A 25,193-nucleotide genomic window follows, 5' to 3' on the forward strand; every position below is an offset into this window, starting at 1 on the left:
CGAAACGGCCCCTGCGTCGGGCCGTCGGGGGCGGACAAAACGGTCCCTCACGCCGGGCCGTCAGGGTCAGACGGAACAGTCCCCTGCGCCGGGTCGTCAGGGGCAGACGACCTGGTCCCCGGTGACGGTCTCGAACTCACCCTTCCCGGGGTTCTCCGACTTCACCCGCCGCACCTCGGTGAAGTCCGAGCCCGCCGTGACCTTCATCATCGCGCCCTGTCCCTTCACCGCCACCAGCTCGCTCCCGGGCAGCGCGGCGGCCAGTGACTTCGCCGAACGGTCCCACCGGGGGTCGTAACTGATCCGCGTCCGCCCGAGGTCACCCGCCCCGCCGTTCAGCGGGGCGCGGGTGGTGTCGAAGCCGGTGCCGCGCAACGCCTTGTCCACCTCCTGGCCGAGCCCGTCCTTCGACGTGCCGTTGTAGACCTGGACCTTGATCTGCTCCGGCGCCACCGCGACGGGCTTCGCCTCCGGCTGCTCCGGCAGCGCCGGGGCGAGCGGCTTGTCCTCCCGCAGGGCGGCGAACAGCGCGGTGGACCTGTCGGGGTCCCACTTCACGGTCGAACCGATGCCCTTCACCTCGTGGCTCTCCTCCTCCAAGGGGACCGAGGTGAACTCCGACGAGGCGGGTGTGAAGCCGCGCATCGCCTTTCCGAGCTCCAGCATCTCTTCCGTACCGAACCCCCTGTCGGCGCGGACCGCGTCGAGCATCGTGGAGGCCACCTCGCGGAACTTCACCGGGTTCATCAGGACGCCGCTGCCGGTCACCCGGCCGACCAGGGCCGCCATGAACCTCTGCTGCCGCTGCATCCGGCTGAGGTCGGCGGCCCCGTCGACGTGCCGCGAGCGGACGTACTGCAGGGCCTGCCCGCCGTTCAGCTCATGGGTGCCCGCCGGCAGATCCAGCCCGGTGTAGGAGTCCTTGAGCGGCTTGGCCGTGCAGATCTCCACCCCGCCGAGGGCGTCGACCGTCTTCATGAAGCTGGTGAAGTCGGCCTCCAGGTAGTGGTCGATCTTCACCCCGGTCAGCTGTTCCACGGTCCGTACCGTCAGCTGCGGCCCGCCCTCCGCGTAGGCGGCGTTCAGTTTGACCGGATGGGCCTCGTGCTTCTCGCCGGTGGTCCGGTCGGTGTGCTCGGGGATCTCGGCGTAGCTGTCGCGCGGCAGGCTGACCACACTGGCGCGCTGCCGGTCGGCCGACAGGTGGACCAGCATGAGGGTGTCGGTGCAGTGGCAGGGAGCACCGCCCAGCCGGTACTCCTTCTTCTCCTGTGCGGTGATCTTGTCGCGGCCGTCGGTGCCGACGAGCAGGAAGTTCATGCCGTGGCCGCCCCGCGGACGGTTCTTCATGTCCTTGAACGGGTCGACCCGGTCGATGCCCCCTTCCAGCCCGGACACCACCGCGTGGCCGATGCCGCTCGCGCCCAGCACCAGTACGGAGAGCCCGGTGGCCACACGCATGCCCCACCGGGGCGGCGTCCTGCGCCCGCCGGGCCGGCCGCCCCGGCCCTTCGCGCCGCCCTTCCCGCCGCGGGCCGCCGCGGACCCGGGCTGCCGGGCGGATCTGCGCTGCGGGGGCGCGGTGCGGGGGTGCGGTGGACGGGGAGATCGGTGCGGTGTAGGCACGAGGGACACCTCCGCGGTGCTAGTGGGACCATCGCACGGTAGGCCCGTACGATCTGATGACCGGGAAGAGGCATGGCGGCACGCCCTCGTGTCCCCCGTTCGCGGTAACGCGGCGGCGGAATCACACCGCCCCCGGGAGACGGCACCCCCTGGGACTCCCGCCCCCTGGGCCCCCGAGGACCACGTGTCCGCCGCGCGTCATCCCGCCGTCTCTGCGATCATGCCGGTGCGCGGCGGGGAACGTCATCCCGGGAACGCGGTCCGGCACCTCCTGGAACAGGAGTACGCCGACGGGACGGAGGAGGCGACCGCCCTCGGCCCCGCGACCGGCCGTACCGACGGGACAGCCGCTGAGCTGGTACGGGAGGACTCCAGGGCCCCCACGGTCCCCGATCCCGCCGGCCGCGCCGGCGCCGCGCCGCACGCCGCGGTCACGGCCTCACACCACCCGATCGTGGTACGCGCCGGACGGCCACGGCACGCTCCCGCCGGACCGCACCGCGGCCGCCGCCCGGCCGTGCGGGGGCAGACCGTCTTCCGGCCGTGCGGGGGCAGACCGCCTTCGACAGCTCTCCGCACGCGGGGGCGGACGGCCCGCTCCGCCGCATACGGCGAAAGGGCCCCGGGGACCGCGGTGCGGCGGTCTCCAGGGCCCTTCCCCGCCCGTCTCACCAGGTGTAGTTCGGGTTGACGTGCATGCACGCCTTCTCGTCCGCGCCGTTGAGCGCCTTCGCCGACTCCGGTGTCTTCTCCTCACCGGCCTTGGCCGGGTAGGACCCGCCCTCGCGCCAGTCGGCGCCCACGGCCAGGACGATGCCCGAGACCTCCGTCGACTTCTTCACCTGCGACACCGGGATGCCGAGCGCCTTGGCGACCGCCTGGGCGTCACCCTCCAGCTCCGCGCTGGGGAAGAGCAGACCGGTGCGGGCCGCCGGTTCGATGTTCCCGGAGTCGACCGACGCCTTGGTGAACCCGGCATCGACGAGCAGGTCCCTGACCGCGCTCGCCCGGCCCTCCGCCGCGGCGGTCCCGGTCGTGGCGGTCCCGTTGCGCACGGCCACCGCGATCTCGGCGACGGGTGCCGCGAGGTCCTTCGTCACCTGGGTCTTCCGCTTGGACGCCTTGCCGTCCAGGGGGATGTCCTCGCGGACCATCCGGAACACCTGCTCGGCCTCACCGGGCTTGGGAAGGACCCGGCCGTCGAGAGCGCCGGTGCCGTAGACGTTCGGCATGGTCGACATGGTGATGCGCTCGGTGGGGACCTTCTTCAGCTCCTCCGCCAGGTCGTACAGCTTCTTGACCGTGCCGAGGCCGTTGTCCACCGTCAGGGCGTTCGTCGCCGCGTCCGCGAGGTCCATCAGCTTGCCGGGATCGGTCAGCTTGGTGCCCTTGCGCAGCTCCCGCACCATCGAGTTGAGGTACTGCTGCTGGGCCTTCGCCCGGCCCAGGTCCGTGTTGTCCTCGAAGCCGTAACGGGTGCGCAGCCATGCCAGCGCCTGCTTGCCCTTGACGGGGTGGGTGCCCTTCTCCAGCTTCAGCCCGGAGCCCTTGCCGTCCCTGCCGCGTGAGTGGATGTTGGCGTCGACGCACACCGGGACCCCGCCGACCGCGTCGGCCATCGAGACCACACCCGCGAAGTCGATCATCATGAAGTGGTCGATGGTGATGCCGGTCAGCTCGTACCAGGCGGCCACGGTGCAGCCGGGACCGCCCCGGCCCAGGCTCGCGTTCGTCTGCACCAGCTGCGTACTGGCCGGGAAGACCTTGCCCGACTCCGGATCCGTGCACTTCGGCATCGTCAGCATGGTGTCGCGGGGCATGCTCACGACCGAGATGTTGCTGCGGTCCGCGGAGAGGTGGAGCAGCATCTGCACATCGGCGAGCGGGGTGGCTCCGAAGGTCTCCTTCGCGCCGCCCAGCTTCTGGTTCTCCTCGGAGTCCCGGGCGTCCGAGCCGATGATCAGGATGTTCAGCGGTGTCTGTCCCGCGGCGTTGGCCTTGTGCTCGGCCATCTTCTTGTCGCCGAGCGTCAGGTCTTCCTTCTTGATGTTGTTGTTGAGGTGCCTGTAGTACAGGTAACCGGCGCCGCCGGTGCCGAGTATCAGCAGCGCCGTGACGGAGGCGACCCAGCGCAGGACGCGCCGCCTGCCCCCTTTGCCGGCGGCCCGGCGGCCGCGGCGGGAGCCGCCGCGATGCCCGCCCTCCGGCGGTTCGGACCTCCGTTCGCGCCGGCCGTGCCCGCTCCCCGCGGCTCTGCCGTCCTGCGCGCCGCTGCCGACGCCCGGGACGGCCTCGTCCCGCGCGCCGTGTCTGACGCGGGACCGCGTCCCCTCCCCGCGCGTACTGCTCCGTCCCACCAGGACCCCCCTGCTGCTCAGAGTTTCGCTGTAGCGCGGTGACCCGTCGTCACTGCGCACACTGCGCCTTGTCGGCGCCGGCCTTCTGGATGTCCTCCGGCGCCTTTGCCGGACCTGTCACCGGGACGCCCGCTCCCCGGAAGTCGGCGCCCAGGGTCAGCACCATCGCCTGAAGGCCCTCGGCGTCGGTGGTTCCCTGCTTCAGCGCTGTGGCGGGCAGGCCCATCATGTCCGCGAGGGCACGGGCCTGGTCGGCCTGGTTCGGTGCGTACTCCAGGGTCGTCCTCGCGGCCTTCGCCGGGGCGTTGGCCTTGTTCGAGGACCTGGGCACGCCCTGCTCGTTCTGCAGCCAGGTCACCGTCGCCTGGGCGGCGCCGGGGAGGTTGCCGCCGTTGTACACATCGACCCGCACGTCGGCGGGTTCGGCCCTGGTCCCCTTCAGGACCGCCGCCTGCTTGCTCGCGGCGGCCTTCTTCTGCTGCTCCACCTCGGTCAGCGAGGTGTCCGAGCGCATCATCGAGAAGAGCTGCTCGCCCTTGACCGGGTGGACGACCACGGTGACGGGCTTCGGCTCGTCGGGGTTGTCGATCACCGGCATCGTGACGAAGGTGATGTTCTTCGTGTCGATCTTCCCGAGTTCCTGGGCGAGCGAGGTCAGCTTCTTGATCGACCCGATGCCCGAGTCGACCGTGAGCGCCTTGGTCGCCGCGTCCGCGAGGCTGTACAGCTTGCCCGGGTTCGTCAGGGTGTCGTCGGACTTCATCTGACGGATCATCGAGCCGATGAACTGCTGCTGGGCCTTGATCCGGTCCAGATCGCCGTGGTTGCCGAAGCTGTGCCGGGTACGGACGAAGGCCAGCGCGTCCTCCCCCTCGACCGTGGACTCGCCCGCCGGCAGCTTCAGATGCGAGTCGGGGTCGTCCACCGGCTTGGCGAGGCAGACCTTGACGCCGCCGACGGCCGTGGAGAGCGTCTTGACGGCGTTGAAGTCGACCATCATGAAGTGGTCGACGGATATGCCCGTTATCTCCTTCACCGTCCGCATGGTGCAGCCGGGGTCGCGGCCCTCCTGGCCCAGGCTCTGGTTGAACCGGACCTTCGGGGTGCCGGGTATGACCTTCTCGGAGCCGTCCGGCTGCTTGGTGGTGCAGTCCGGGATGTCCGTCACCAGGTCCCGGGGGATGCTCATCGCCGTGGCGTTGGTGCGGTCGGCGGAGACGTGGAAGAGGATGTTGGTGTCGGCGTGGCCGAGGCTGCCCTTGTCGCCGTAGCCCTCGTTGCCGGCGCCGGTGCGCTTGTCGGTGCCGATGACCAGGATGTTCAGCGGCCCGTCGGGGGCGACGTTCTTGCTGCCCGCGTCACCGACGTCGACGGTCGACAGGTTGCCGTTGAACTTCTCGTACAGCGCGTACGCGCCGGCCGCCCCGGCGAGGACCACGAAGGCCATGGCCCCGCCGGACCACAGCAGCACCTTCTTCCGCCGTGACGCCTTCGGGCCGGCCTTGCGACGGCCGACCACGGTGGGCCCCGCCTCCGGATCCGTCTCCCGGGCCGGACGGCGACGCCGCCCGGCGGGCTCCGGAGAGGCGCCTTCGCCCGTTTCATTCGGTCTGCCGGAATGGGGGGGATGTGCGGAGCCGGAGACCTCGGACGACTCTCTTCCGGAGTTGTCCAGTCGCAATTCGTAATCACCGGTCCGTGGGTTGAGCACCCACTGGTCGGCGGGGTCTATTTCCTCATCCCGCCCGCGGTTATGCGCATCCACGGTTGCCTGGGTCCTCCGTCGGTGCCACGCGAGGTGCCTCCCCCTGCGGGGCGCTCGGACTTTCGTCCCGGCGCCGCACGGCCTGGTCGCCGTATGCGCCGGATCGCGACACACTATCCGGCGGATTCGGCCGGATGGGGCGCGCGTGAGATATTCCACGCCTTTTACATTCGGGCATTTCGCCTATTCTGTTCTGTTTGGCGCTCCGGATCGGCCATTGCTTTACGGGTCACAGGGGTCGTCGGCGGCGCTCGATCCCGAATAAGTGGGGGCGGGGGTGGGGCTCCCGGCCGTATCGCCGGGCTTTTCACCGGTCCGGTCGCCGGCGGAGCTGTCGACTTCCTGTGAATCCTCGCCGTTGATTTCGTCGGAGGGGAGCACGGTGACGGATTCGTCCTTCCGCAGCTTCTCGAACAGCTGGTCGGCGTCGGGCTGGACGAGTTCGTCGCGGTTCGGGTTCGCCCGGTAGGGCCGGCGGGGCACCGTCAGGAACTGGACCTGTTCGGTCGGCACGTTCCGCATGCTGCGCACCAGGTCGTACAGATCGCGCAGGGAGTCCAGCCCCGGGTCCGTGGTGAGTGATTTCGTCGCCGCGTCCAGCACCGGGTACAGCCGGGCCGGATTGAGCAGTACGCCGTTGCTCTGCATCTTGTTGACGAGGGCCCCCAGGAATTTCTGCTGGCGGTCCATACGCTCCGTGTCGCTGCCGTCACCGATCGACTTCCGGGCCCGCACATATCCCAGGGCCTCCTCGCCGTCGAGCTTCTGGCGCCCCGCGGGAAGGGAGAGGCGCGCGTCCTTGTCGTCCACCGGTTCCTTCAGGCAGACCTCCACGCCGTCCACGGCGTCGACCATGTCCTTGAAACCGTTGAAGTCGATCACCATGTGGTGGTCGACGCGCACCCCCGTCATCTTCTCGACGGTCCGGACCGTGCACGCGGTCCCACCGACCTCGAAAGCCCAGTTGAACTGGGCGAACCGCTCCTCGGTGGCCTTGCCGTCGGCGTCGTGGCAACGGGGGATCCCGGACATCAGGTCGCGCGGGAGCGACACCGCGGTGGCGCTCCCGCGGTCGGCCGCGAGGTGCAGCAGGATCGTGGTGTCCGAACGCTGGCTCCCGCCGTCGTCCCGGCCGTACTCGCTGTTCTCCCCGGACCGTGAGTCGGAACCGATGAGCAGGATGTTCTGCGCGTCCCCGTGGGCGACCGGGGTCGGCCGCTCCCGCTCGTACGCCCTGAGCTCGGCGGCGGCACTCGTGTCCGTGGTGATGTTGCCGTCCAGCTTCCGGTACACCCACCAGCCCGCCCCGGCGGCCACGAGGACCACGAACGAGGCGCCCAGGGCCGTCCGGCGGAGCCAGCGCCGCTTGCGGGGGCCGCCCTCGGGCCGCGCCTCCCAGGTGGCGAAACCGGCATCGTCCGAGCCGCCGGAAGCGCTGGCCGCGCCGTCGTCCGGGCCGTCGGCCGCACCGCTCTCCACACGGCCGTCCGGGCCGTCGGGTTCCGGGCCGGCTTCCGTGCCGTCCGGCGCGGGGGGCGCCCCCTCCTGCCCGGTGGCCGCACTCCCGTCCGGCCGTCCGCCCTCCGCGGGCCCGTCCCGTGTGCTGTCCGCGGACCCGTCCCGCGAGCCGTCCGCGGGCCCGTTCCCGGCTGGTTCTTCCGGCTGGTCCGGGTCGGCCGGGGGGCCCGCGGTGCTGCTCACGTCTGCGTCCATCCTTCACGTTCGGCGGCGCGATGGGCCGCCGGTCGCAGGAGTAGACGGCTGAACCTCACGCTTGGTTGTGCTCGGGTACCGGGTGGTCCGTACCGCCGATCATGTACCGCCGCCGGAGCCCGGCGCCGGGGGCTCGGCCCGTCCTCGTCCGGACGGGTGGTTCCGCCCGGCGTTTGTCATACCGCTCGCCCGGTCACCCGTTCGCTCTCGATCCGCGCGGCCAGGCCGTCCTCGTCCAGTTGTCCCAGGTGGCGGCAGAGCACCACCGACGCGCCGGCGGCCAGCGGGGCGAACAGCCCGGCCGAGAGTCCGGCCCAGTCGTCGTACGTACGCCCCGTCAGGAGCCGGGAGCCCGGCAGGAGTCCGAGTTCCGCCGCGTCCTCGCGGGCGCGGGCGACCAGCTGGGAAGCGGTCAGCGTGACCCCGCCCACGGCCAGCGCCGGGCCGTCGGGGTCCACCGGTGCGAAGGGGGCGAAGCGGTCGCCCTGGCCCGGCACCTCCACCGCGTAGTCGGCGAAACCCTCGGGCGGACGGGGGAAGCGGCCGCCCAGCGGGCGCAGGGCCAGCGCCACCCGTTCGCCGCGGCAGGACCGGGCGCGGTCCAGTGTGTCCGGTCCGCTGACGACCAGATCGGCCCCCGCCGGGTCGCCCTGCACATCGGCGACGACGCCCACCGAGGAGCAGGCGAGCAGCCAGACGGCGGACTGCCAGTGGGCGGGGAGCAGCAGGGCGAGCCGGTCACCCGGCTCCGCGGCGAGGTCTCCCTGGAGCAGATTGGCGGTCTTGGCCACCCAATTGGCGAAGGTGGCCACCGACAGTTCGACGCGTTCTCCGGTTGCGTCGTCGTAGAACGTGACGAGCGGGCGGCCCGGGTCCGCGGCGAGCGCGGATCGCAGCAGGTCGGCGGGGGTGCGGTCAGTGGCGTTCATCCGCGCAAGCGTACGCGGCCGCCCACGCCGTCCCGGATGCCGACAGGGGAGCGTCCACCGGTTCGGCAGACGGGGCGTCAAGTCGGGTGGAATGCCCTCCAGTAGCAGGTTTTGAGTGGTTCTGCCAAGGATCTTCTGTATGCGTGCACTTCTTGTCACCTCGATCGGCGTCACCTGCGCTGCGGCACTCACTTTTCCGCTCGCCGTGCCCGGATCCGCCGCCCCCGTCCCCGCTCCCGTCCCCGCCGCGGCCGCCCAGGCACCCGCGGCCCCCGCAGCCGAGCCCCTGGGTTCCACCCAGTCCCTGAAGCTGCAGCCGCTGGCCGCCGAAGAGGGCACCCGGTCCCCCGGCGCCGGCTCCACGCGCTCACCCTCCTTCGAGCAGGGGCTGCCGCGCCGCGACGCACACCGCTTCTCCCTCGTCGGCGTCATCTGGGACGATCCCGACGCCGAACTGCACGGCACCGTCCAGGTGCGTACCCGGGCCACCGGCACCGGTACGTGGTCCGGCTGGCAGGACATCGAGACGCACAACACCGACCACGGCGCCGACGCCGGCAGCGCCGAGCGGGCTTCCGGCAAGGTCCGCGGTTCCACCGCCCCGCTCTGGGTGGGGGATTCGGACGGCGTCGAGGTACGCGTGCGTTCCGGTGACCCGGAGGACCGGACCGGGCAGGCCGCGCCGCTCCCCGAGGGCCTGCGCCTCGAACTCGTCGACCCCGGTGACGACCCGCAGCAGCCCCCGGACACCGACGTACCCGCCACCCCGGACACCGAGGCACCCGTCACTCCGGACACCGACGCGCCCGCCACCACCGCCACGCCCGCCTCCACCGGGGCCCAGCCGGGCCCGCCGCCCGAGAGCGCCGCCCTCACCGTGGGGGCGGTGGAGAGCTGGGCGGTGAACGCCGACCTCGCCCCGTACGGCTCCGCCGAGATCGCACCGCTGTCCAAGGCCGAGACGGAGGAGCAGGCGGTCGTCGCGGCGGGCGCCGAGGCGTACATCGGCCCCCGGCCGGGCATCGTCACCCGCAAGGGCTGGGGAGCCGACGAGAGCCTGCGGGAACGCACCTTCGCCTACACCTCGACGGTCAAGGCCGCCTTCGTCCACCACAGCGCCACCGGCAACGACTACACCTGCGCCGAGGCGCCCTCGGTGCTGCGCAGCATCTACCGCTACCACGTCAAGAGCAGCGGCTGGCGCGACTTCGGGTACAACTTCGCCATCGACAAATGCGGGAAGATCTACGAGGGAAGGGCGGGAGGCGTGACCAAGGCCGTCCTGGGCGCCCACACGCTCGGCTTCAACTCCAACACCATGGGCATCGCGGTCCTCGGCACCTTCACCTCGAAGAACCCGCCCGCCGCCGCCGTCGAGGCCGTCGCCAAGCTCACCGCGTGGAAGCTGGGCCTGTTCGGGCGCAACCCGAAGGGCAAGGTCACCCTCGTCTCGGGCGGCAGCGGCAAATACGCGAAGGGCGCCAAGGCCAACCTTCACGTGATCTCCGGCCACCGCGACGGGTTCGCAACCGAATGCCCCGGAGAGCGTCTCTACAAGAAGCTCGGCACGGTCCGGACCACAGCGGCCCGGCTGCAGGGCCGCTGACCGGGACGTCCCGAACGGTCTGCATACACTGGCCAGCCGAAACGAGGCCCGGCCCCAGCAGGAAGCAGACGGCGCTGTGACAGAGGCAAGAGAAGCGATCCTCCTGGTCGGGGGCAAAGGCACCCGGCTGCGTCCGCTGACGGTGCACACCCCCAAGCCGATGGTCCCGGCGGCGGGTGTCCCCTTCCTGACGCACCAGCTGGCACGTGCCCGGGCCGCCGGGGTCGAGCACGTCGTGCTCGCCACGTCCTACCTGGCGGAGGTCTTCGAACCGCACTTCGGGGACGGCTCGTCACTCGGCCTCTCCCTCGAGTACGTCACCGAGCGCGAGCCGCTCGGTACCGGCGGAGCCATCCGCAACGTGGCGTCACGACTGGCCTCGGGCCCGGACGAACCCGTCCTCGTCTTCAACGGGGACATCCTCACCGGCCTCGACATCCGGGCCCTGGCCGCGTCGCACGCCACCTCCGGGGCGGACGTCTCCCTGCACCTGACCCGGGTCGAGGACCCGCGCGCCTTCGGTCTCGTACCGACGGACGGGACGGGCAGGGTGACGGCCTTCCTGGAGAAGCCCCAGACGCCCCAGGAGATAGTCACCGACCAGATCAACGCGGGGGCGTACATCTTCCGGCGGTCGGTCATCGACACGATCCCGGCGGGCAGGCCGGTCTCCGTGGAGCGCGAGACCTTCCCCGGCCTGCTCGCCGACGGCGCCCACCTCCAGGGCATGGTCGACTCCACCTACTGGCTGGACCTCGGCACCCCGCAGGCCTTCGTCCGCGGCTCGGCCGACCTGGTCCTGGGCCGCGCCCCGTCGCCCGCGGTCCCGGGGCGCTGCGGCGACCGGCTGGTGCTGCCCACGGCCGACGTGGCGGCCGACGCCAAGCTCACCGGCGGCACGGTCGTCGGGGAACGGGCGCTGATCGGCGCGGGGGCCCGGATCTCCGGCTCCACGGTGCTCCAGGACGCGGTCGTGGAACCGGGCGCGGTCGTCACCGACTCCCTGATCGGTGCCGGTGCCCGGATCGGCAGCCGTACGGTCCTGGCCGGCGCGGTCATCGGGGACGGGGCGCGGGTCGGCGCCGACAACGAACTGCGGGACGGGATCCGCGTCTGGTGCGGTGCCGTCCTGCCCGACGGCGCGGTTCGCTTCTCGTCCGACCAGTGACGGGCACCGGGCGGCGGACGCCCGGTCCGGGAAGCGGCCCCGCCCGCCGTACCCTCGAAGGCACCCCGACGACCGAGGACCTTCAGCCGTGGCAGGACGCTTCACACCCCGCACCCCCGCCGTGCCCCGGCGGCAGCCGGTGCCCGGGCAGGGCCGCGCGCCCGCCCCGTCCAGGGCCCGGATCTGGACGCCCCCCGGGCCGCTCGACCTGCGCCTGGTCCTCGGCCCGCTGCGACGCGGCCCGGCCGACCCCACCTACCGGGCCCTGCCCGACGGGACGTTCTGGCGGGCCAGCCGCACCCCGGACGGGCCCGGCACCCTGCGGGTCTCGGCGGCCCCGGACGGACGGATCGACGCGGCGGCCTGGGGGCCGGGGGCCGGATGGCTGCTGGACACCCTGCCCGCACTGCTGGGCGCCGGCGACGACACCGGCGCCTTCCGCCCCCGCCACCGGCTCGTCGCCCTGACCCACCACCGCAGACCGGGTCTGCGGCTGCTGCGTACCGGGCTCGTCCTGGAGTCGCTGATCCCGTCGGTACTCGAACAGAAGGTCACCACCGACGAGGCGTACCGCGCCTGGCGCCTGCTGGTGCGCACCCACGGCACCCCGGCCCCCGGCCCGGCGGACGGGCTCCCCGGCGGCCACGGCCTGTACGTCATGCCGGACGCCCGGACCTGGGCGCTCATCCCCTCCTGGGAGTGGCACCGGGCCGGGGTGGACGCCAAACGCTCCGCCACGATCCTGCGCGCCGTCCGGGTGGCCCGGCGCCTGGAGGAGGCGGCCGCCATGGACCTGCCCGAGGCGACGGCCCGCCTCCAGCTGATCCCGGGCATCGGACCCTGGACCGCCGCGGAGACCCTGCAGCGCTCGAACGGCGCGGCCGACGCCGTCACCGTCGGCGATCTGCACCTTCCGGGCATCGTCGGCTACGCGCTGGCGGGCGACAGGAACGCCGGTGACGAGGAGATGCTGGCCCTGCTGGCCCCGTACGAGGGCCAGCGCCACCGGGCGGCCCGCCTGATCCTGCTCTCCGGCCGTACGCCGCCCCGCCGGGCCCCGCGGGCGAGCCCGCGCGACATCGCCCCGCTGTGACGGCCGGGGCGGCGCGCCCCGTGTCACCGCACGGTGAGGAAGTCCTCCGGGTCCCGCGGCGCGCGCTCCTTCGGCTCGCCCGCGGCCCGCCCCACGGCCACCGCGCCCAGCGGGTCCCAGCCGGCCGGCAGGCCCAGCACCTCGCGCACCACGTCACGGCAGAACATCGTGGACGACACCCACGCCGAGCCCAGCCGCTCACCCGCGAGCGCCACCAGGAAGTTCTGCACCCCGGCGCCGGCGGCGACCACGAACATCTCGCGCTCTGCGGTGTCCCGGCGCTCGTCGCCGTAGTGGTGGGAGCCCTCCGTCACCAGGCAGGGCACCACCAGGTACGGCGCCTCGCGCAGCACGTCGCCCCGCCGCACCCGCCTGGCGATCGACTCCTCGTCGCGGCCGTCGCGGCGCAGGTCGGCGATCCACGCGTCCCGCATCGCGTCCAGCAGCCGGGTACGGGACTCCGCCGACTCCAGCAGCACGAACCGCCACGGCGTGGTGTGGTGCGGTGCCGGAGCCGTCACCGCGGCGGCCACGGCCCGCCGTACCGCCCCGGGGTCCACCGGGTCGTCCGTGAACTCCCGCACCGTGCGCCGCAGGTTCAGCGCCTCCCGGACCGCCTCGGAGGTGCCCAGCCGGAACATGTCGTCCGCCGCGCCCCGCACCATCGCACGGGCCCCGTCCGGCTCCCCGTCCCCGGCCGGTACCACCACATGGGCCAGCCCGCGTACCACGGCGACCGGCAGACCGGACGCCTTGCCCTTCACCAGGTCGCCGGCCGCGGCGAGTTCGTCGGCCGTGGCGACCACGGTGGCGCTCAGCGGATTGCCGTACGCGTCCGTGCCGCCCCGCAGGTCGTCCAGCACCCGGACGCCCGCGGCGCCGATGGCGACGTCGGTCAGTCCACTGCGCCAGGGACGTCCGAAGGTGTCCGTGACGACGACGCCGACCTCGACGCCCAGGGTGTCGCGCAGTCCGTCCCGGATCGCGCGGGCGGAGGCGTCCGGGTCCTGCGGGAGCAGGAGCACCGTGCCCGCGGGGGTGTTGGAGGCGTCCACACCGGCCGCGGCCATGACGAGGCCCTGCCGGTTCTCCACGATCCGCAGCGTCCCGCGCCGGGCGACCACCCGGACCGTCTCCGCGTCGATCGCGGCCTCACGGTCGGCGGCCTCCATGATCCGGCCCTCGGCCTTGGAGACGATCTTCGAGGTGACCAGCAGGACGTCGCCGTCCACCAGCCCCGGTTCGGCGGCGGCGATCAGCTTCGCCAGGTCGTCCCCGGCCCGCACCTCGCCGATCCCCGGCAGCGCCCATACGCGGTACGCCGGCGCTCCGGCGTCCTGCCCGCTCATACCCGTACCTCCTCGGCGAGCGCGAGCGCCGCGCGCGCCATGGCGGCGGTGGCGTCCACGTCCGTCATCATCAGCGGCACGGCGCGGCAGCGGATACCGGCCGCCTCCACCTCGTCCACCGACGCGGCGTCCACCGTGTCGACGAGCCACCCGTCGAGCAGGCCCGAACCGTAGTGGCGTGCCACCGCCGAAGCGGTCGACTCCACGCCCACCGCTGCCAGCACCTTGTCGGCCATGCCGCGCACCGGGGCGTCCCCGACGATGGGGGAGAGCCCGACCACCGGCACCCCGGCCTCCGCGACGGCCTCCCTGATCCCGGGCACCGCGAGGATGGTGCCGACGGAGACGACCGGGTTGGACGGCGGGAAGAGGATGACGTCGGCCGAGGCGATGGCCTCCAGCACGCCCGGGGCGGGCTCGGCCTGCTCGGCGCCGACCGGGACGATCGCCCGGGCGGGGACGGAGGCCCGCAGTTTCACCCAGTACTCCTGGAAGTGCACCGCCTTGCTCTCCCCGTCGGTCTCGACCGCCACATGGGTCTCCACACGGTCGTCGGACATCGGGATCAGCCGGACCCCCGGCTTCCACCGGGCGCAGAGCGCCTCGGTCACGGCGCTCAGCGGATAGCCCGCGGCGAGCATCTGGGTACGGACGATGTGCGTGGCGAAGTCACGGTCGCCCAGGCCGAACCACTCGGGCCCGACCCCGTAGGCGGCGAGCTCCTCCTTGACGTGGAAGCTCTCGTCCCGGCGTCCCCAGCCCTGCTCCTCGTCGATGCCACCGCCGAGGGTGTACATCACGGTGTCCAGGTCGGGGCAGACCTTCAGCCCGAACAGATGGATGTCGTCACCGGTGTTGCCGATCACCGTGATGTCCGCGTCCGGGGCGGCCTGCTTGAGGCCACGCAGGAAACGAGCACCACCGATACCGCCGGCCAGAACCACAATGCGCATGCCGCCAGTCTGTCAGCTGCCGCGGGGTGCTCAGGCGGAGACGGTGCCCCGGACGGACGGGGAGCACCGGGCGGTGTGCATGGGCATGTCGGTGAGACCCGGGTGGTAGACGTGCAGGCTGACCGCCCCGTCGAGGGAGCCGTTGACGACCTCGTGGGCGTATCCGGGGGCGAAGACACGCTGCGTGCCGGGACCCAGGGTGTGGCTGCCGCGCCCGGTGCGCTCCGTCAACTCGCCGTCCAGGACGGTCAGTACACCGGAGGACGGGCCGTGGTCATGGAGACCGGACCCCTGGCCGGGGACCCAGCTGAGCAGCCAGACCTCGTAGCCCGGCCCCTTCTGCAGCCGGTGGTACCAGCGGCTGGTGGTGTCGTACCGGACGAGGGGGGCCCAGCGGGCGCGGTCGGCCGCGATGGACCGGGCCAGGCCGGCGAACTCGGCCACGGTGGCCGGGTGCGGGCGGGCGGGGCGGAGGAGGTGCTGGACCTGGAGGATGTCGCCGGCGATCGAGAGGTCGCTGTCGCTGTTCATGGGTGCGGTGGTTCCTCGGCATGGGGATGCGCGTGCCGGTAGGCATCGCGGAGACCGGAATGCGGTGGAGAGGTGGAGCGGGAGGAGCAGGCTGGATCAGAGCTGGAGCGCGGAGGGCTTCAACAGCTGTGACAGCTGGAACAGCGACAGCGGGCCCAGGCAGCCGTACGGAACCCGCGGATGCGGGTCGTGCACGTGGCCGTGGTCGCTGACATGCGGACAAGGAGACCGGTTCGCTCCGTCCACTGTCAACTCAATGCCCGGTTTGGCCCCAATGTTTCACCCCATCCGGTAGCACTGCCTGAAGAAAGGTTTTGGCACCCTCGACAGGGGCAAGGTGGCGCATCGACCGTGTACCCGGACGTGACTGACGACCCGTGACCTGACTGTGATCCTGATCGCTTCGGTGATCGAATCGAAACATCGGGGGCACTCTGATCGTCTCGAGGAGTGGGAAACGCCGCCTGACGGTGGCGATGGCATATGTCAGGTTTTTGGTGATTTGAACACTTTCTGTATACGTTTGGTTCCGCAGAGTGAATACCGGGGCCAATAGCAGATCTTCGCTTGACTGGCCCAGAGATACACACTTGTAATTTCACTCGTGTTGTTCGGCCGCGTCGATAACGGCCGCATCACGGGGACGCAAGAGACAGACGAGGGGCGCACATGACCGAGCTGTTCCAGCAACTGCTGGTCGAGGACGCGGACGAGGAACTCGGCTGGCAGGAGCGCGCACTGTGCGCCCAGACCGACCCCGAGTCCTTCTTTCCCGAGAAGGGCGGCTCCACCCGCGAGGCCAAGAAGGTCTGTCTCGCCTGCGAGGTCCGCTCCGAGTGCCTCGAGTACGCCCTCGCCAACGACGAACGGTTCGGCATCTGGGGCGGACTGTCCGAGCGTGAGCGGCGCCGCCTGAAGAAGGCCGCCGTCTGAGGCTGCGCAACCGGGCACCCCGGGCCGCCGGCGGCCCGTGACCGGCCCCCGCACCCGGGGGCCCCGGCCACGGGCCGCCGGCACGTCCGCCCGGCCGGGACCTCCCGTCGGCCAACCGGTCGGCACGGGGCCGACATCCGTACCGTTAGTGTGGGGCCCCGTCCGAGACGCGCCAACGCCCCGCCGGGGCGCGCGTGTACACCGATGCAGCCCCCGGGGGGACATACCCCTCCGGACCCGGCCGGAGGGCCCGTACCCCGATGTCCGTGCACAGCAGCCATTCGGCGGAGCCGAACGCGGCCGCCGCCCCAGAGTTCCCCCGGCACGTCGTCACCGCCGTGCTCGTCTCCCACGACGGCGCACGCTGGCTCCCCGATGTACTCGCCGGACTGCTCGGGCAGGAGCGCCCCGTCCAGAACGCCGTCGCGGCCGACACGGGCAGCGGCGACGACTCGGCCCGCCTGGTCACCGAGGCGCTCGGCGCCGACCGGGTGCTGCACCTGGCCCGCCGTACGAACTTCGGCACCGCCGTCGACGAGGCGGTCCGGACGGCCGGTGTCCTGACCCCCGACGACCTGCCCTACCTCAAGCGCCCGAGCGGCTGGGACCCGGTCACCCGCACCTGGCGGGACGACGCCTACGACCTGCCCGAACTCCCGCACGGCGAACCCGTCCAGTGGCTCTGGCTGCTGCACGACGACAGCGCGCCCGCGCCGGACGCGCTCGCCGGACTGCTGCGGGTCGCCGACAACGACAGACACGCCGCGATCATCGGACCGAAGCTGCGCGGCTGGTACGACCGCAAGCAGCTGCTGGAGGCCGGTGTCTCCATCGCGAACAGCGGACGCCGCTGGACCGGCCTGGACCGTCGCGAACAGGACCAGGGGCAGCACGACCAGGTCCGCACCGTGCTCTCCGTCTCCTCCGCGGGCATGCTCGTCCGCCGCGACGTCTGGGAGGAGCTCGGGGGCTTCGACCGCCGGCTGCCGCTCATGCGCGACGACGTCGACCTCTGCTGGCGCGCCCACATGGCGGGCCACCGGGTGCTCGTGGCCCCCGACGCGGTGCTGCGGCACGCCGAGGCCGCCGCCCGTGAACGCCGCCCCATCGACTGCGCCGGGCGGTCCGTCGCCAGCCCGCACCGCGTCGACAAGGCGGGCGCGGCGTACACCATGCTCGTCAACGCCCGGGGCAAGCAACTGCCCTGGGTGCTGATCCGGCTCGTCGTCGGCACCCTGCTGCGCACCCTCGCCTACCTCGTCGGCAAGGCGCCCGGCCAGGCCGTCGACGAGGTGACCGGCCTGCTGGGCACCCTGCTGCGGCCCGGCCGGATCCTCGCCGGCCGCAAGGCACGGGGCAAGGGTGCCGTGGACGCCGCCGAACTGCGGTCGCTCTTCCCGCCGGCCGGCGCGACGGTCCGCGCGACCGTCGAGCAGATCGCGGGGAACTTCGGTGACCGCACCGACTCCGACTCGGGCGGATCGCGCCACGGCGCCGTCGAGTCCGGGCCCGGCGGCGACGACGCCGACTTCCTGGAGATCGAGCAGTTCGCCCGTCTCAAGCGCATCGGCCGCAAACCCGGCCCCGTCCTCTTCGCGGTGCTGCTCCTGGTCTCCCTGGTCGCGTGCCGGAGCCTCCTCGGCAGCGGCGCGCTCGCGGGCGGCGCGCTGCTGCCCGCCCCCGCCGACGTCGGGGACCTCTGGGACCGGTACGCGGCCGGCTGGCACCCCGTCGGCACCGGCGGCACCCAGACCGCACCCCCCTACCTCGGGGTGATCGCCGCCCTGTCGGCACTGTTCCTCGGCTCCACCGGCTTCGTGCTCACCCTGCTGCTCGTCTGCTCGGTCCCGCTGGCCGGGCTCACCGCCTACTTCGCCTCCCGGCCGCTGCTGGAGTCCCGGCTGCTGCGCGCCTGGGCCTCCGTGGCGTACGCCTTCCTGCCCGCCGCGACCGGGGCACTGGCCACCGGACGCATCGGTACGGCCGTGCTGCTGGTGCTGCTGCCGCTGATCGCCCGCGCGGCCGTCGCCGCGTACGGGCTGCGCGGCGACGGGACCGTCCGCGGCAGCTGGCGCGCCACCTGGGCGTACACCCTGCTGCTCACCTTCACGATGGCGTTCACCCCGGTCGTGTGGCCGCTCGCGCTGGTGCTCGGCATCGCGGTGCTGGTGCTGCGGCGCGGGGACCTCACGGCGTACGGACTGCGGCTGCTGGCCGCGCTCGGCACCCCGCTGCTGGTCCTCGCACCGTGGTCGCTCTCCCTGCTGACCAGCCCCTCCGGCTTCCTGCGGGAGGCCGGGGCCGACACCGGTGCGGGCACCGCCTCCGCCCTCGACCTGCTGGGCATCAGCCCCGGCGGCCCGAAGGCCGCGGGGGGCGTCCTGCTGCTGGGTATCGTGCTGGCCGCGCTGGCGGCGCTGCTGCGCGGGGAGCGGCAGTTCGCGATCCGTACCGCCTGGGCCGTCGCGCTCGCCGGCCTGGCCTTCGCGGGCCTGGCCAACGGTTCGGCCTGGGCGGGCGCCCCGACCCTCGTCTACGGTCTCGCGCTGATCGCCGCGGCCCTGCTCGGCGCCGACGGGGCCCGTATCCGGGTCGCCGCGATGAGCTTCGGCTGGCGGCAGCCCGTCGCCGCGCTGATCGCCCTGGCCGCCGGGCTCGCGCCCGTGCTGGCCGCCGCGGGCTGGATGATCGGGGGCGCGGCCGGTCCGCTGGAGCGCCGCGACCCGGTCCAGGTGCCGGCGTTCGTCGCCGAGGAGAGCAACACCCGGGACCAGCCGCGCACCCTGGTGCTCGGCGGGACGTCCCCGGGCACCGTCTCCTACAGCCTCGTCCGCGGCTCGGGCGTCCGTCTCGGCGATGCCGAACTCACCGAGACCGGCGGCGGCAACCCCCGCCTCGACAAGGTCGTCGCCAACCTGGTGGCCGGTTCGGGCGCCGACCAGGGCAGCCAGCTGAGCGGTTTCGCGATCCGTTACGTCCTCGTCCGGGACGGCGCGCCGCGCGAGATGAGCCGGGTGCTGGACTCGACCCCGGGCCTGAGCCGGCTCAGCCAGCTGGACGGCAGCGCCCTGTGGTGGGTGGACCGCCAGGTCGCCCGTGTCACGATCGTCCCGTCCGGCGAGGGCGCCGAGCCCGTTCCGGTCGGTGCGCAGCCCGTCGAGGCGCACACCGAGATCCCCGAGGGAGACTCGGGACGGGTGCTGCGGATCGCCGACCAGGCGGACCCCGGCTGGCAGGCGACCCTGAACGGCCGGGCGCTCACGCCGAAGACCGTGGACGGCTGGGCGCAGGGCTTCACGCTCCCCGCCGAGGGCGGCAGGCTCGACCTCACCTACGAGGCCCCGTTCACGCACACGGTGTGGATCTGGACGCAGGTGGCGCTCGGGGTGGTCCTGGTGGTCATGGCGCTGCCGGGCCGCCGCCGGGAGATCGACGACGACCTCCCCGAGGAGACCGCGGCCGACCCGGCCGAGGCCGTCGAGGGTGACGGCCGCAGGGCGCGCAGGCTCCGTGCCGCGGCTCAGGCGGAGGCGGAGCGGGCGGATGCGGAGCGGCCGGGGGCGGAGCGGTCGGCGGCCTCGGCCGGCGGGCCGGGGCAGGAAGCTCCGTACGGCTCCCCTCAGCCCCCGTACGGCCAGGGCTGGGAAGCCCCGTACGGCCAGGGCGATGTCCCCTACGGCTACCAGGGCGGCGAGCCGGTCCCGGACGCCCCCGGCGCCCAGGACCCCGCCGTTCCGGACGCGCCGGTCCACATCCCGGCACAGCAGGACGGCGACCCGTACGCGGGGACCCGGCAGGACGCCGACCCGTACGCCCCCGCGCAGGACGGCGGCGCCTATGCGGCGGTGCCGCAGCAGGGCTACGGGGAGTGGGACACACAGCAGTACCAGGACGCCGGCTACGGGCAGTACCAGCAGGGGCAGGACGCGGGCGCCTCCTACCAGGCCGGCCCGTACCAGTACCAGGACCCGTACCAGCAGGGCGCCTACGACCCGTACGGGTACGCCCAGCAGCCCTACGGCGCGGGGACGGACGAGACCTCCTCCCCGTACGGCGGGCAGGACGGGTACGACGAGAACCAGGCCCCGGGCGGCCAGGGCCAGGGCCCGTGGCCGACCGGCAACGCATCGCGAGGCGAGTCCGAGTGAAGTCCCTGAAGTCACTGAAGTCCCTGAAGCCCACCGGGTCCGCCGGACCGGACAAGCCGAGCAAGGCAGCCAAGGCAGCCAAGGCGGATAAGGCGGGCAAGCCGGGCAAGCCGGGAGGGTCCGCACGGTCCACGGCCCTGTCCCTGGCGGCGGGGGCCGTCGCCCTCGCCGCGGTGACCGGTTTCGCCGCGCTCAACGCGCCCGGGGACGACGGTCCCGCGGAGGCGAAGGCCGCGGTCCGGCTGCCCGTCGAACGCTCCAGCCTGCTCTGCCCCTCTCCCGGCGGCTCGGACCTGGCGGAGACGGCGTACGTCTCCTTCACCCCGGCCGGCGGGACCGGGGGAGCGGGCGACGAGGCCGGTGCCGCCGAACTGGTGCCGTCCGTGCCCGCCGCGGCGGACGAGGAGACGGACGAGAAGGACGGGAAGAAGAAGGACGGGAAGAAGAAGGAGGCGGCCGGGAAGCCGGCCGTCGCGGTGGAGGAAGCGGGGAAGCCGGCCGTCGCCGAGACCTCGGACTCGGACGCCCCCGCGCTGATCGGCACGGCCACCGGCCGCCTGGCCCCCGGCTGGACCGCCCAGCAGACCACGGTCAGTGCCGCGGGCGGTGCGCGTGGCCTGCTCGGTGTCGGCTGCACCGCTCCGGACACCGACTTCTGGTTCCCCGGCGCGAGTACGGCCGAGGGGCGGCAGGACTACGTCCACCTCACCAACCCCGACGACGAGGCCGCGGTCGCGGACATCGAGCTGTACGGTCCCGAGGGCGCCCTCGCCTCCGACGTGGGCGACGGCATCACGGTCCCGGCCCGCTCCAGCGTCCCGGTGCTGGTCTCGACGCTGACCGCCGAGGTGGCCGACGACGTCACCCTCCACGTCACGACCCGGTCGGGCCGGGTCGGCGCGGCGGTCAAGGTGGCCGAGGAGCGGGCGGGCAGCGACTGGCTGGCGGCCTCCACCGAACCGGCGCGGTCCCTGGTCCTGCCCGGCATCCCGGCCGACGCCACCTCCGTACGCCTGGTGGCCTTCGCCCCGGGCGAGGACGACGCCGATGTGGACGTGCGGCTGATGGGGAAGAACACGACGTTCACCCCGGCCGGCCACGACAGCCTGCACATCAAGTCGCAGATGACCGCGAGCGTGGACCTGAAGGACGTCACCCGGGGCGAGCCCGGTTCGCTCCTGCTCACCCAGCCGAAGGGCGGGACGCCCGTCGTCGCGGCGCTGCGGGTGGTGCGTGGCACCGGGGACAAGCAGGAGATCGCGTACATCCCGGCGACGGAGCCGGTCGGGGCCCGGGCGAGCGTCGCCGACAACCGGGCGAAGAGCTCGGTGCTGTCCCTCACGGCGCCCGGTGCGAGCGCCAAGGTGAAGGTGACCGCCTCCGCGGGCAGCAAGGGCGGTGAACAGACCGTCAAGACGTACACGGTGAAGGGCGGGACGACCCTCGAAGTCGTCCCGGAGGCGCCCGCCGGGCTCAAGGGTGCCTACGCGCTGACGGTGGAGACGGAGTCGGGCGGCCCGGTCCACGCGGCCCGCACGCTCACGGTGACCGAGGGCGGCATCAAGATGTTCACCGTCCAGACGCTGCCCGACGACCGTGGCACGGTCGAGGTGCCCACGGCCGTCCAGGACCTCTCGGTACTGGACGACTGAACGGGGCGGGGGCCGGGCCGAAGGGCCCGGTCAGTCCTGGCCGTAGCGCGGGTCGACCGACTCCGGGGCCAGTCCGAGGAGTTCGGCGACCTGCTCCACCACGACCTCGTGCACCAGCAGGGCCCGCTCGTCCCGGCTCTTCGTCCGGATCTCGACGGGGCGCCGGTAGACGACGACCTGGGCGGGCTGTCCCTTGAGCGCGGACACCGCGCTGCCGAGGGGGACGGAGTCCTCCGTCGCCCCGGGCACGTCCAGGACCACGAAGTCGACGTCCGCGAGCTGGGGCCAGCGCCGTTCCAGGCGCTCCACGGAGTCCTGGACGAGATCGCGGAAGCTGTCCGCCCTGCTGACCGACAGCGGTACCTGGGGCGGGGCGACCGGTCCCCGCATACCGCGGCCGTGACGGTCGCGGTGCCGGGGCCGTGGCTCGGGCGGGAGGGGCGGTACGGGACTGTCCATCACCGACGCAGCGTAACTCCCCCGGAGCCCCGCCGATCTCGGCTTCCGCGCAGGTCGCCCGATGTGCGCACACGCGGGCGCCCGGGGAGGCCGTGCCCCCGTCCCGCGGGGGGAGATCCCGGCGCCGAGGTGCCGGTCCGCGCCCCGGGCCCGGCCCCCGGTCACCGGGCTTTCGAACGGCCCGGCCCGGCCCGGATCCCTTCGGCCCGACCGGATGTCCATACCTGAGCATTTCAGCCATGGTTCGTCCGAATCCAGCCTGTACTGCGATCGTGACCTCTGCGAACAGTGACTGCTTATGTTCCCGCCGACGACCGGGACCCGGGCCTCCCCGCACCGCTCCGAGCCGCTGCGGCGCAGGTCAGGGAGGCGTGTCCGGACGGCCGGGAGCCATGGCCGCGGGGCGACACGAGGCGTCACCCAGGGGAGAGTCGTCGCAACCCGCTCAAGAGTGCGGTACCGTCCAACATCGTGAGCCCTGTACGTCGCTGTTCGCGAACCGCGTGCGGCCGTCCCGCCGTCGCGACACTGACGTACGTCTATGCCGACTCGACCGCGGTCCTCGGCCCGCTCGCCACCTACGCCGAGCCCCACTGCTACGACCTCTGCGCGGAGCACGGCGAACGTCTCACAGCACCACGTGGCTGGGAGGTCGTCCGGCTCTCCGACCCCTCCGCTCCCACGCGTCCCAGCGGTGACGACCTGGAAGCCCTGGCCAACGCCGTCCGCGAGGCGGCCCGGCCGCAGCCCCGCCCGGCCGACGGCGGGCGCGGGCCCCGCACGGCGGACCCGGTGGAGGTCGCCCGCCGGGGCCATCTCCGGGTCCTGCGCTCACCGGACTCCTGAGCCGACGGAATCCCGGGGCCCTCGGGACCCCTGGACTCACCGGGCCCCGGCCCCTGCCGGGCCCTGCCCCCGTCGGGCCTTACATCCCACAGGGCCCTGCGTCCCGTCGGGCCTTGCACCCCACAGGGCCCTGCGTCCCGTCGGGCCTGCCCCCGGCCGGTCCCCGCGTACTGCCGGGCCCTGAGCCCTGGCCCGGACGCTCCCCTGGCCGGGCCCGGCGGACCGCCCGGTAGTTTGGGCGGTCCGTAAAGACCCCAGGAGGACCGTCCGTGGTTGCCGATCTGTCGCAGCTCGTGAAGGCGTACGACGTACGCGGTGTCGTGCCCGACCAGTGGGACGAGCCGCTCGCCGAACTCTTCGGCGCCGCCTTCGTCCAGGTCACCGACGCGGAAGCGATCGTGATCGGCCACGACATGCGCCCCTCCTCACCCGGCCTGGCCGCGGCCTTCGCCCGGGGCGCGGCCTCGCGCGGCGCCGACGTGACCCTGATCGGGCTCTGCTCGACGGACCAGCTGTACTACGCGTCCGGGGCGCTGAACCTGCCCGGCGCGATGTTCACGGCCTCCCACAACCCGGCGCGGTACAACGGCATCAAGCTGTGCCGCGCCGGTGCCGCGCCCGTGGGCCAGGACACCGGCCTGACGGAGATCCGCACCCTGGTCGAGAAGTGGTCGGAGCACGGCGCCCCCGCCCCGGCCGCGACGGAGGGGACGGTCACCGAACGCGACACCCTCACCGGCTACGCCGACTGTCTGCGGGGCCTGGTCGACGTGAGCCGGATCCGTCCGCTGAAGGTCGTCGTGGACGCGGGCAACGGCATGGGCGGCCACACCGTCCCGACCGTCTTCCGGGGGCTGCCGCTCGACCTCGTACCGATGTACTTCGAACTCGACGGCACCTTCCCCAACCACGAGGCCAACCCCCTCGACCCGAAGAACCTGGTCGACCTCCAGGCGCGCGTCGTCGCCGAGGGCGCCGACCTCGGCCTCGCCTTCGACGGCGACGCGGACCGCTGCTTCGTCATCGACGAACGGGGCGAGGGGGTGTCGCCCTCCGCGATCACCGCGCTCGTCGCCGCCCGGGAGCTCGCGCGCAACGGCGGCACGGGCACCGTCATCCACAACCTGATCACCTCGCGGTCGGTCCCGGAAGTCATCCGCGAGAACGGCGGGACCCCCGTGCGTACCCGCGTCGGCCACTCCTTCATCAAGGCGGAGATGGCCGAGCGCGGCGCGATCTTCGGCGGCGAGCACTCCGCGCACTACTACTTCCGCGACTTCTGGAACGCCGACACCGGCATGCTCGCCGCCCTCCACGTCCTCGCCGCCCTCGGGGGCCAGGAGGGACCGCTCTCCGGACTCGTGGACCGCTACGACCGTTACGCGGAATCCGGAGAGATCAACTCCACCGTCGCCGACCAGGCGGACCGGCTGGCAGCGGTACGGGCGGCATACGGCGACCGCGACGGGGTCACCCTCGACGACCTCGACGGGCTCACCGTGACCGGCACCGACTGGTGGTTCAACCTCCGTCCCTCGAACACGGAGCCACTGCTCCGCCTGAACGTCGAGGCCCGGGACACGGCCATGATGACCGCGGTACGCGACGAGGTACTGGCCCTCGTACGGGAGCGGACGGCGACGCGTCCGTAGCCCTTCGCCCCGGACGGTCCCCGGGGCCGGCGGCGGATGCCCGGAACGGGCGGGCCTGCCGGGCCGCGTCGGTGTCGGCCCGGCGGTAGGCTGACGACGCCCCGGGGGCCGCGGACCGTACGGCCCGTACGGCCCCCACGGCCCGCACCTGATCCGTACCGCATGTTCGAAGGGACCCACCCCATGCCGCTCGAAGCCGGTCTTCTGGACATCCTCGCCTGCCCGGCCTGCCACGCCGAGCTCGACGACCGGACCGCCGACGAAAGCCCCGAGCTGGTCTGCACCGGCGCGGACTGCGCGCTCGCCTACCCGGTGCGCGACGGCATCCCGGTCCTTCTCGTCGACGAGGCCCGCCGCCCCGCGTGACCCCGCACCCCGCGTACCCCGCATCCTGATCCGCCTGGCGATCGGAG

Annotated in this window: 18 protein-coding genes; 9 read left to right on the forward strand and 9 right to left on the reverse strand. The window is 73.0% G+C overall.

Annotated features, from left to right (window positions below; all coding sequences use genetic code 11):
* Positions 1-96: 96 nt before the first annotated feature.
* From CP967_RS20950 to CP967_RS20970, 5 genes are all read right to left on the reverse strand, one after another.
* Positions 97-1,626: an LCP family protein gene (locus CP967_RS20950; protein ID WP_444545666.1), complete on the reverse strand. Its 1,530-nt coding sequence runs from the start codon at positions 1,624-1,626 to the stop codon at positions 97-99.
* Positions 1,627-2,294: 668 nt separating this feature from the next.
* Complete coding sequence (locus CP967_RS20955) at positions 2,295-3,983, reverse strand: LCP family protein (RefSeq protein ID WP_150489443.1); 1,689 nt, start codon at positions 3,981-3,983, stop codon at positions 2,295-2,297.
* Positions 3,984-4,032: 49 nt separating this feature from the next.
* Positions 4,033-5,748, reverse strand: coding sequence for an LCP family protein (locus CP967_RS20960; RefSeq protein ID WP_150489444.1), 1,716 nt, complete (start codon positions 5,746-5,748; stop codon positions 4,033-4,035).
* A gap of 222 nt (positions 5,749-5,970) precedes the next feature.
* Complete coding sequence (locus CP967_RS20965) at positions 5,971-7,461, reverse strand: LCP family protein (protein ID WP_150489445.1); 1,491 nt, start codon at positions 7,459-7,461, stop codon at positions 5,971-5,973.
* A gap of 176 nt (positions 7,462-7,637) precedes the next feature.
* Positions 7,638-8,390, reverse strand: a complete 753-nt coding sequence (locus CP967_RS20970; RefSeq protein ID WP_150489446.1) for a TIGR03089 family protein — start codon at positions 8,388-8,390, stop codon at positions 7,638-7,640.
* Positions 8,391-8,529: 139 nt separating this feature from the next.
* Between CP967_RS20970 and CP967_RS20975 the strand changes: the two genes are divergently transcribed.
* The 3 genes from CP967_RS20975 (at position 8,530) to CP967_RS20985 (ending at position 12,257) form a co-directional block, all read left to right on the forward strand.
* The gene (locus CP967_RS20975) at positions 8,530-9,996 is read left to right on the forward strand and encodes an N-acetylmuramoyl-L-alanine amidase (protein WP_150489447.1); all 1,467 of its coding nucleotides are present in this window, start codon (positions 8,530-8,532) and stop codon (positions 9,994-9,996) included.
* 76 nt (positions 9,997-10,072) lie between these two features.
* Positions 10,073-11,164 carry a mannose-1-phosphate guanylyltransferase gene (gene manB / locus CP967_RS20980; RefSeq protein ID WP_150489448.1) on the forward strand — a complete coding sequence of 364 codons (1,092 nt, stop codon included), beginning with the start codon at positions 10,073-10,075 and terminating at the stop codon, positions 11,162-11,164.
* 88 nt (positions 11,165-11,252) lie between these two features.
* Positions 11,253-12,257, forward strand: coding sequence for a DNA-3-methyladenine glycosylase family protein (locus CP967_RS20985; RefSeq protein ID WP_150489449.1), 1,005 nt, complete (start codon positions 11,253-11,255; stop codon positions 12,255-12,257).
* Positions 12,258-12,280: 23 nt separating this feature from the next.
* On the opposite strand, the gene CP967_RS20990 is transcribed toward CP967_RS20985, so the two are convergent.
* The 3 genes from CP967_RS20990 to CP967_RS21000 are packed head-to-tail and all read right to left on the reverse strand — an operon-like array spanning position 12,281 to position 15,090.
* Positions 12,281-13,606, reverse strand: coding sequence for a coenzyme F420-0:L-glutamate ligase (locus CP967_RS20990; protein ID WP_150489450.1), 1,326 nt, complete (start codon positions 13,604-13,606; stop codon positions 12,281-12,283).
* On the reverse strand, positions 13,603-14,559 hold the full coding sequence (cofD, locus tag CP967_RS20995) for a 2-phospho-L-lactate transferase (RefSeq protein ID WP_150489451.1): 957 nt from the start codon (positions 14,557-14,559) through the stop codon (positions 13,603-13,605). Before cofD ends, CP967_RS20990 begins: the two co-directional genes overlap by 4 nt.
* A 30-nt stretch (positions 14,560-14,589) precedes the next feature.
* Positions 14,590-15,090: a cysteine dioxygenase gene (locus CP967_RS21000; RefSeq protein ID WP_150489452.1), complete on the reverse strand. Its 501-nt coding sequence runs from the start codon at positions 15,088-15,090 to the stop codon at positions 14,590-14,592.
* A 669-nt stretch (positions 15,091-15,759) separates the two neighbouring features.
* Between CP967_RS21000 and CP967_RS21010 the strand changes: the two genes are divergently transcribed.
* The 3 genes from CP967_RS21010 (at position 15,760) to CP967_RS21020 (ending at position 21,823) form a co-directional block, all read left to right on the forward strand.
* Positions 15,760-16,023: a WhiB family transcriptional regulator gene (locus CP967_RS21010; RefSeq protein WP_017945871.1), complete on the forward strand. Its 264-nt coding sequence runs from the start codon at positions 15,760-15,762 to the stop codon at positions 16,021-16,023.
* A gap of 260 nt (positions 16,024-16,283) precedes the next feature.
* Positions 16,284-20,171 carry a glycosyltransferase family 2 protein gene (locus CP967_RS21015; RefSeq protein WP_150489453.1) on the forward strand — a complete coding sequence of 1,296 codons (3,888 nt, stop codon included), beginning with the start codon at positions 16,284-16,286 and terminating at the stop codon, positions 20,169-20,171.
* A 137-nt stretch (positions 20,172-20,308) separates the two neighbouring features.
* Positions 20,309-21,823, forward strand: coding sequence for a DUF5719 family protein (locus tag CP967_RS21020; RefSeq protein WP_150491972.1), 1,515 nt, complete (start codon positions 20,309-20,311; stop codon positions 21,821-21,823).
* Between the two features lie 30 nt (positions 21,824-21,853).
* Here CP967_RS21020 and CP967_RS21025 read toward each other — a convergent pair whose 3' ends face one another.
* Positions 21,854-22,282 carry a metallopeptidase family protein gene (locus CP967_RS21025; protein WP_150489454.1) on the reverse strand — a complete coding sequence of 143 codons (429 nt, stop codon included), beginning with the start codon at positions 22,280-22,282 and terminating at the stop codon, positions 21,854-21,856.
* Positions 22,283-22,753: 471 nt separating this feature from the next.
* On the opposite strand from CP967_RS21025, the gene CP967_RS21030 reads away from it, so the two are divergent.
* The 3 genes from CP967_RS21030 to CP967_RS21040 all read left to right on the forward strand — a co-directional run bounded on the left by CP967_RS21030 (position 22,754) and on the right by CP967_RS21040 (position 25,146).
* Complete coding sequence (locus CP967_RS21030) at positions 22,754-23,128, forward strand: DUF3499 domain-containing protein (protein WP_190175399.1); 375 nt, start codon at positions 22,754-22,756, stop codon at positions 23,126-23,128.
* A 269-nt stretch (positions 23,129-23,397) separates the two neighbouring features.
* Positions 23,398-24,780 (forward strand): phosphomannomutase/phosphoglucomutase, encoded by a 1,383-nt coding sequence (locus tag CP967_RS21035; protein WP_150489455.1) that lies wholly within the window; start codon positions 23,398-23,400, stop codon positions 24,778-24,780.
* Positions 24,781-24,963: 183 nt separating this feature from the next.
* Positions 24,964-25,146, forward strand: coding sequence for a Trm112 family protein (locus CP967_RS21040; RefSeq protein ID WP_150489456.1), 183 nt, complete (start codon positions 24,964-24,966; stop codon positions 25,144-25,146).
* The last annotated feature ends 47 nt before the right edge of the window (positions 25,147-25,193 follow it).

It is taken from the genome of Streptomyces nitrosporeus (genome assembly GCF_008704555.1).
GTDB lineage: Bacteria > Actinomycetota > Actinomycetes > Streptomycetales > Streptomycetaceae > Streptomyces > Streptomyces nitrosporeus.

What these genes read in the sequence shown, in the direction of transcription:
- CP967_RS20965 (WP_150489445.1), bottom strand. Translation starts at nt 7,461, where the DNA reads ATGGACGCAGACGTGAGCAGCACCGCGGGCCCCCCGGCCGACCCGGAC.
- CP967_RS20970 (WP_150489446.1), bottom strand. Translation starts at nt 8,390, where the DNA reads ATGAACGCCACTGACCGCACCCCCGCCGACCTGCTGCGATCCGCGCTC.
- CP967_RS20975 (WP_150489447.1), top strand. Translation starts at nt 8,530, where the DNA reads ATGCGTGCACTTCTTGTCACCTCGATCGGCGTCACCTGCGCTGCGGCA.
- CP967_RS20990 (WP_150489450.1), bottom strand. Translation starts at nt 13,606, where the DNA reads ATGAGCGGGCAGGACGCCGGAGCGCCGGCGTACCGCGTATGGGCGCTG.
- cofD (WP_150489451.1), bottom strand. Translation starts at nt 14,559, where the DNA reads ATGCGCATTGTGGTTCTGGCCGGCGGTATCGGTGGTGCTCGTTTCCTG.
- CP967_RS21000 (WP_150489452.1), bottom strand. Translation starts at nt 15,090, where the DNA reads ATGAACAGCGACAGCGACCTCTCGATCGCCGGCGACATCCTCCAGGTC.
- CP967_RS21010 (WP_017945871.1), top strand. Translation starts at nt 15,760, where the DNA reads ATGACCGAGCTGTTCCAGCAACTGCTGGTCGAGGACGCGGACGAGGAA.
- CP967_RS21015 (WP_150489453.1), top strand. Translation starts at nt 16,284, where the DNA reads ATGTCCGTGCACAGCAGCCATTCGGCGGAGCCGAACGCGGCCGCCGCC.
- CP967_RS21025 (WP_150489454.1), bottom strand. Translation starts at nt 22,282, where the DNA reads ATGGACAGTCCCGTACCGCCCCTCCCGCCCGAGCCACGGCCCCGGCAC.
- CP967_RS21040 (WP_150489456.1), top strand. Translation starts at nt 24,964, where the DNA reads ATGCCGCTCGAAGCCGGTCTTCTGGACATCCTCGCCTGCCCGGCCTGC.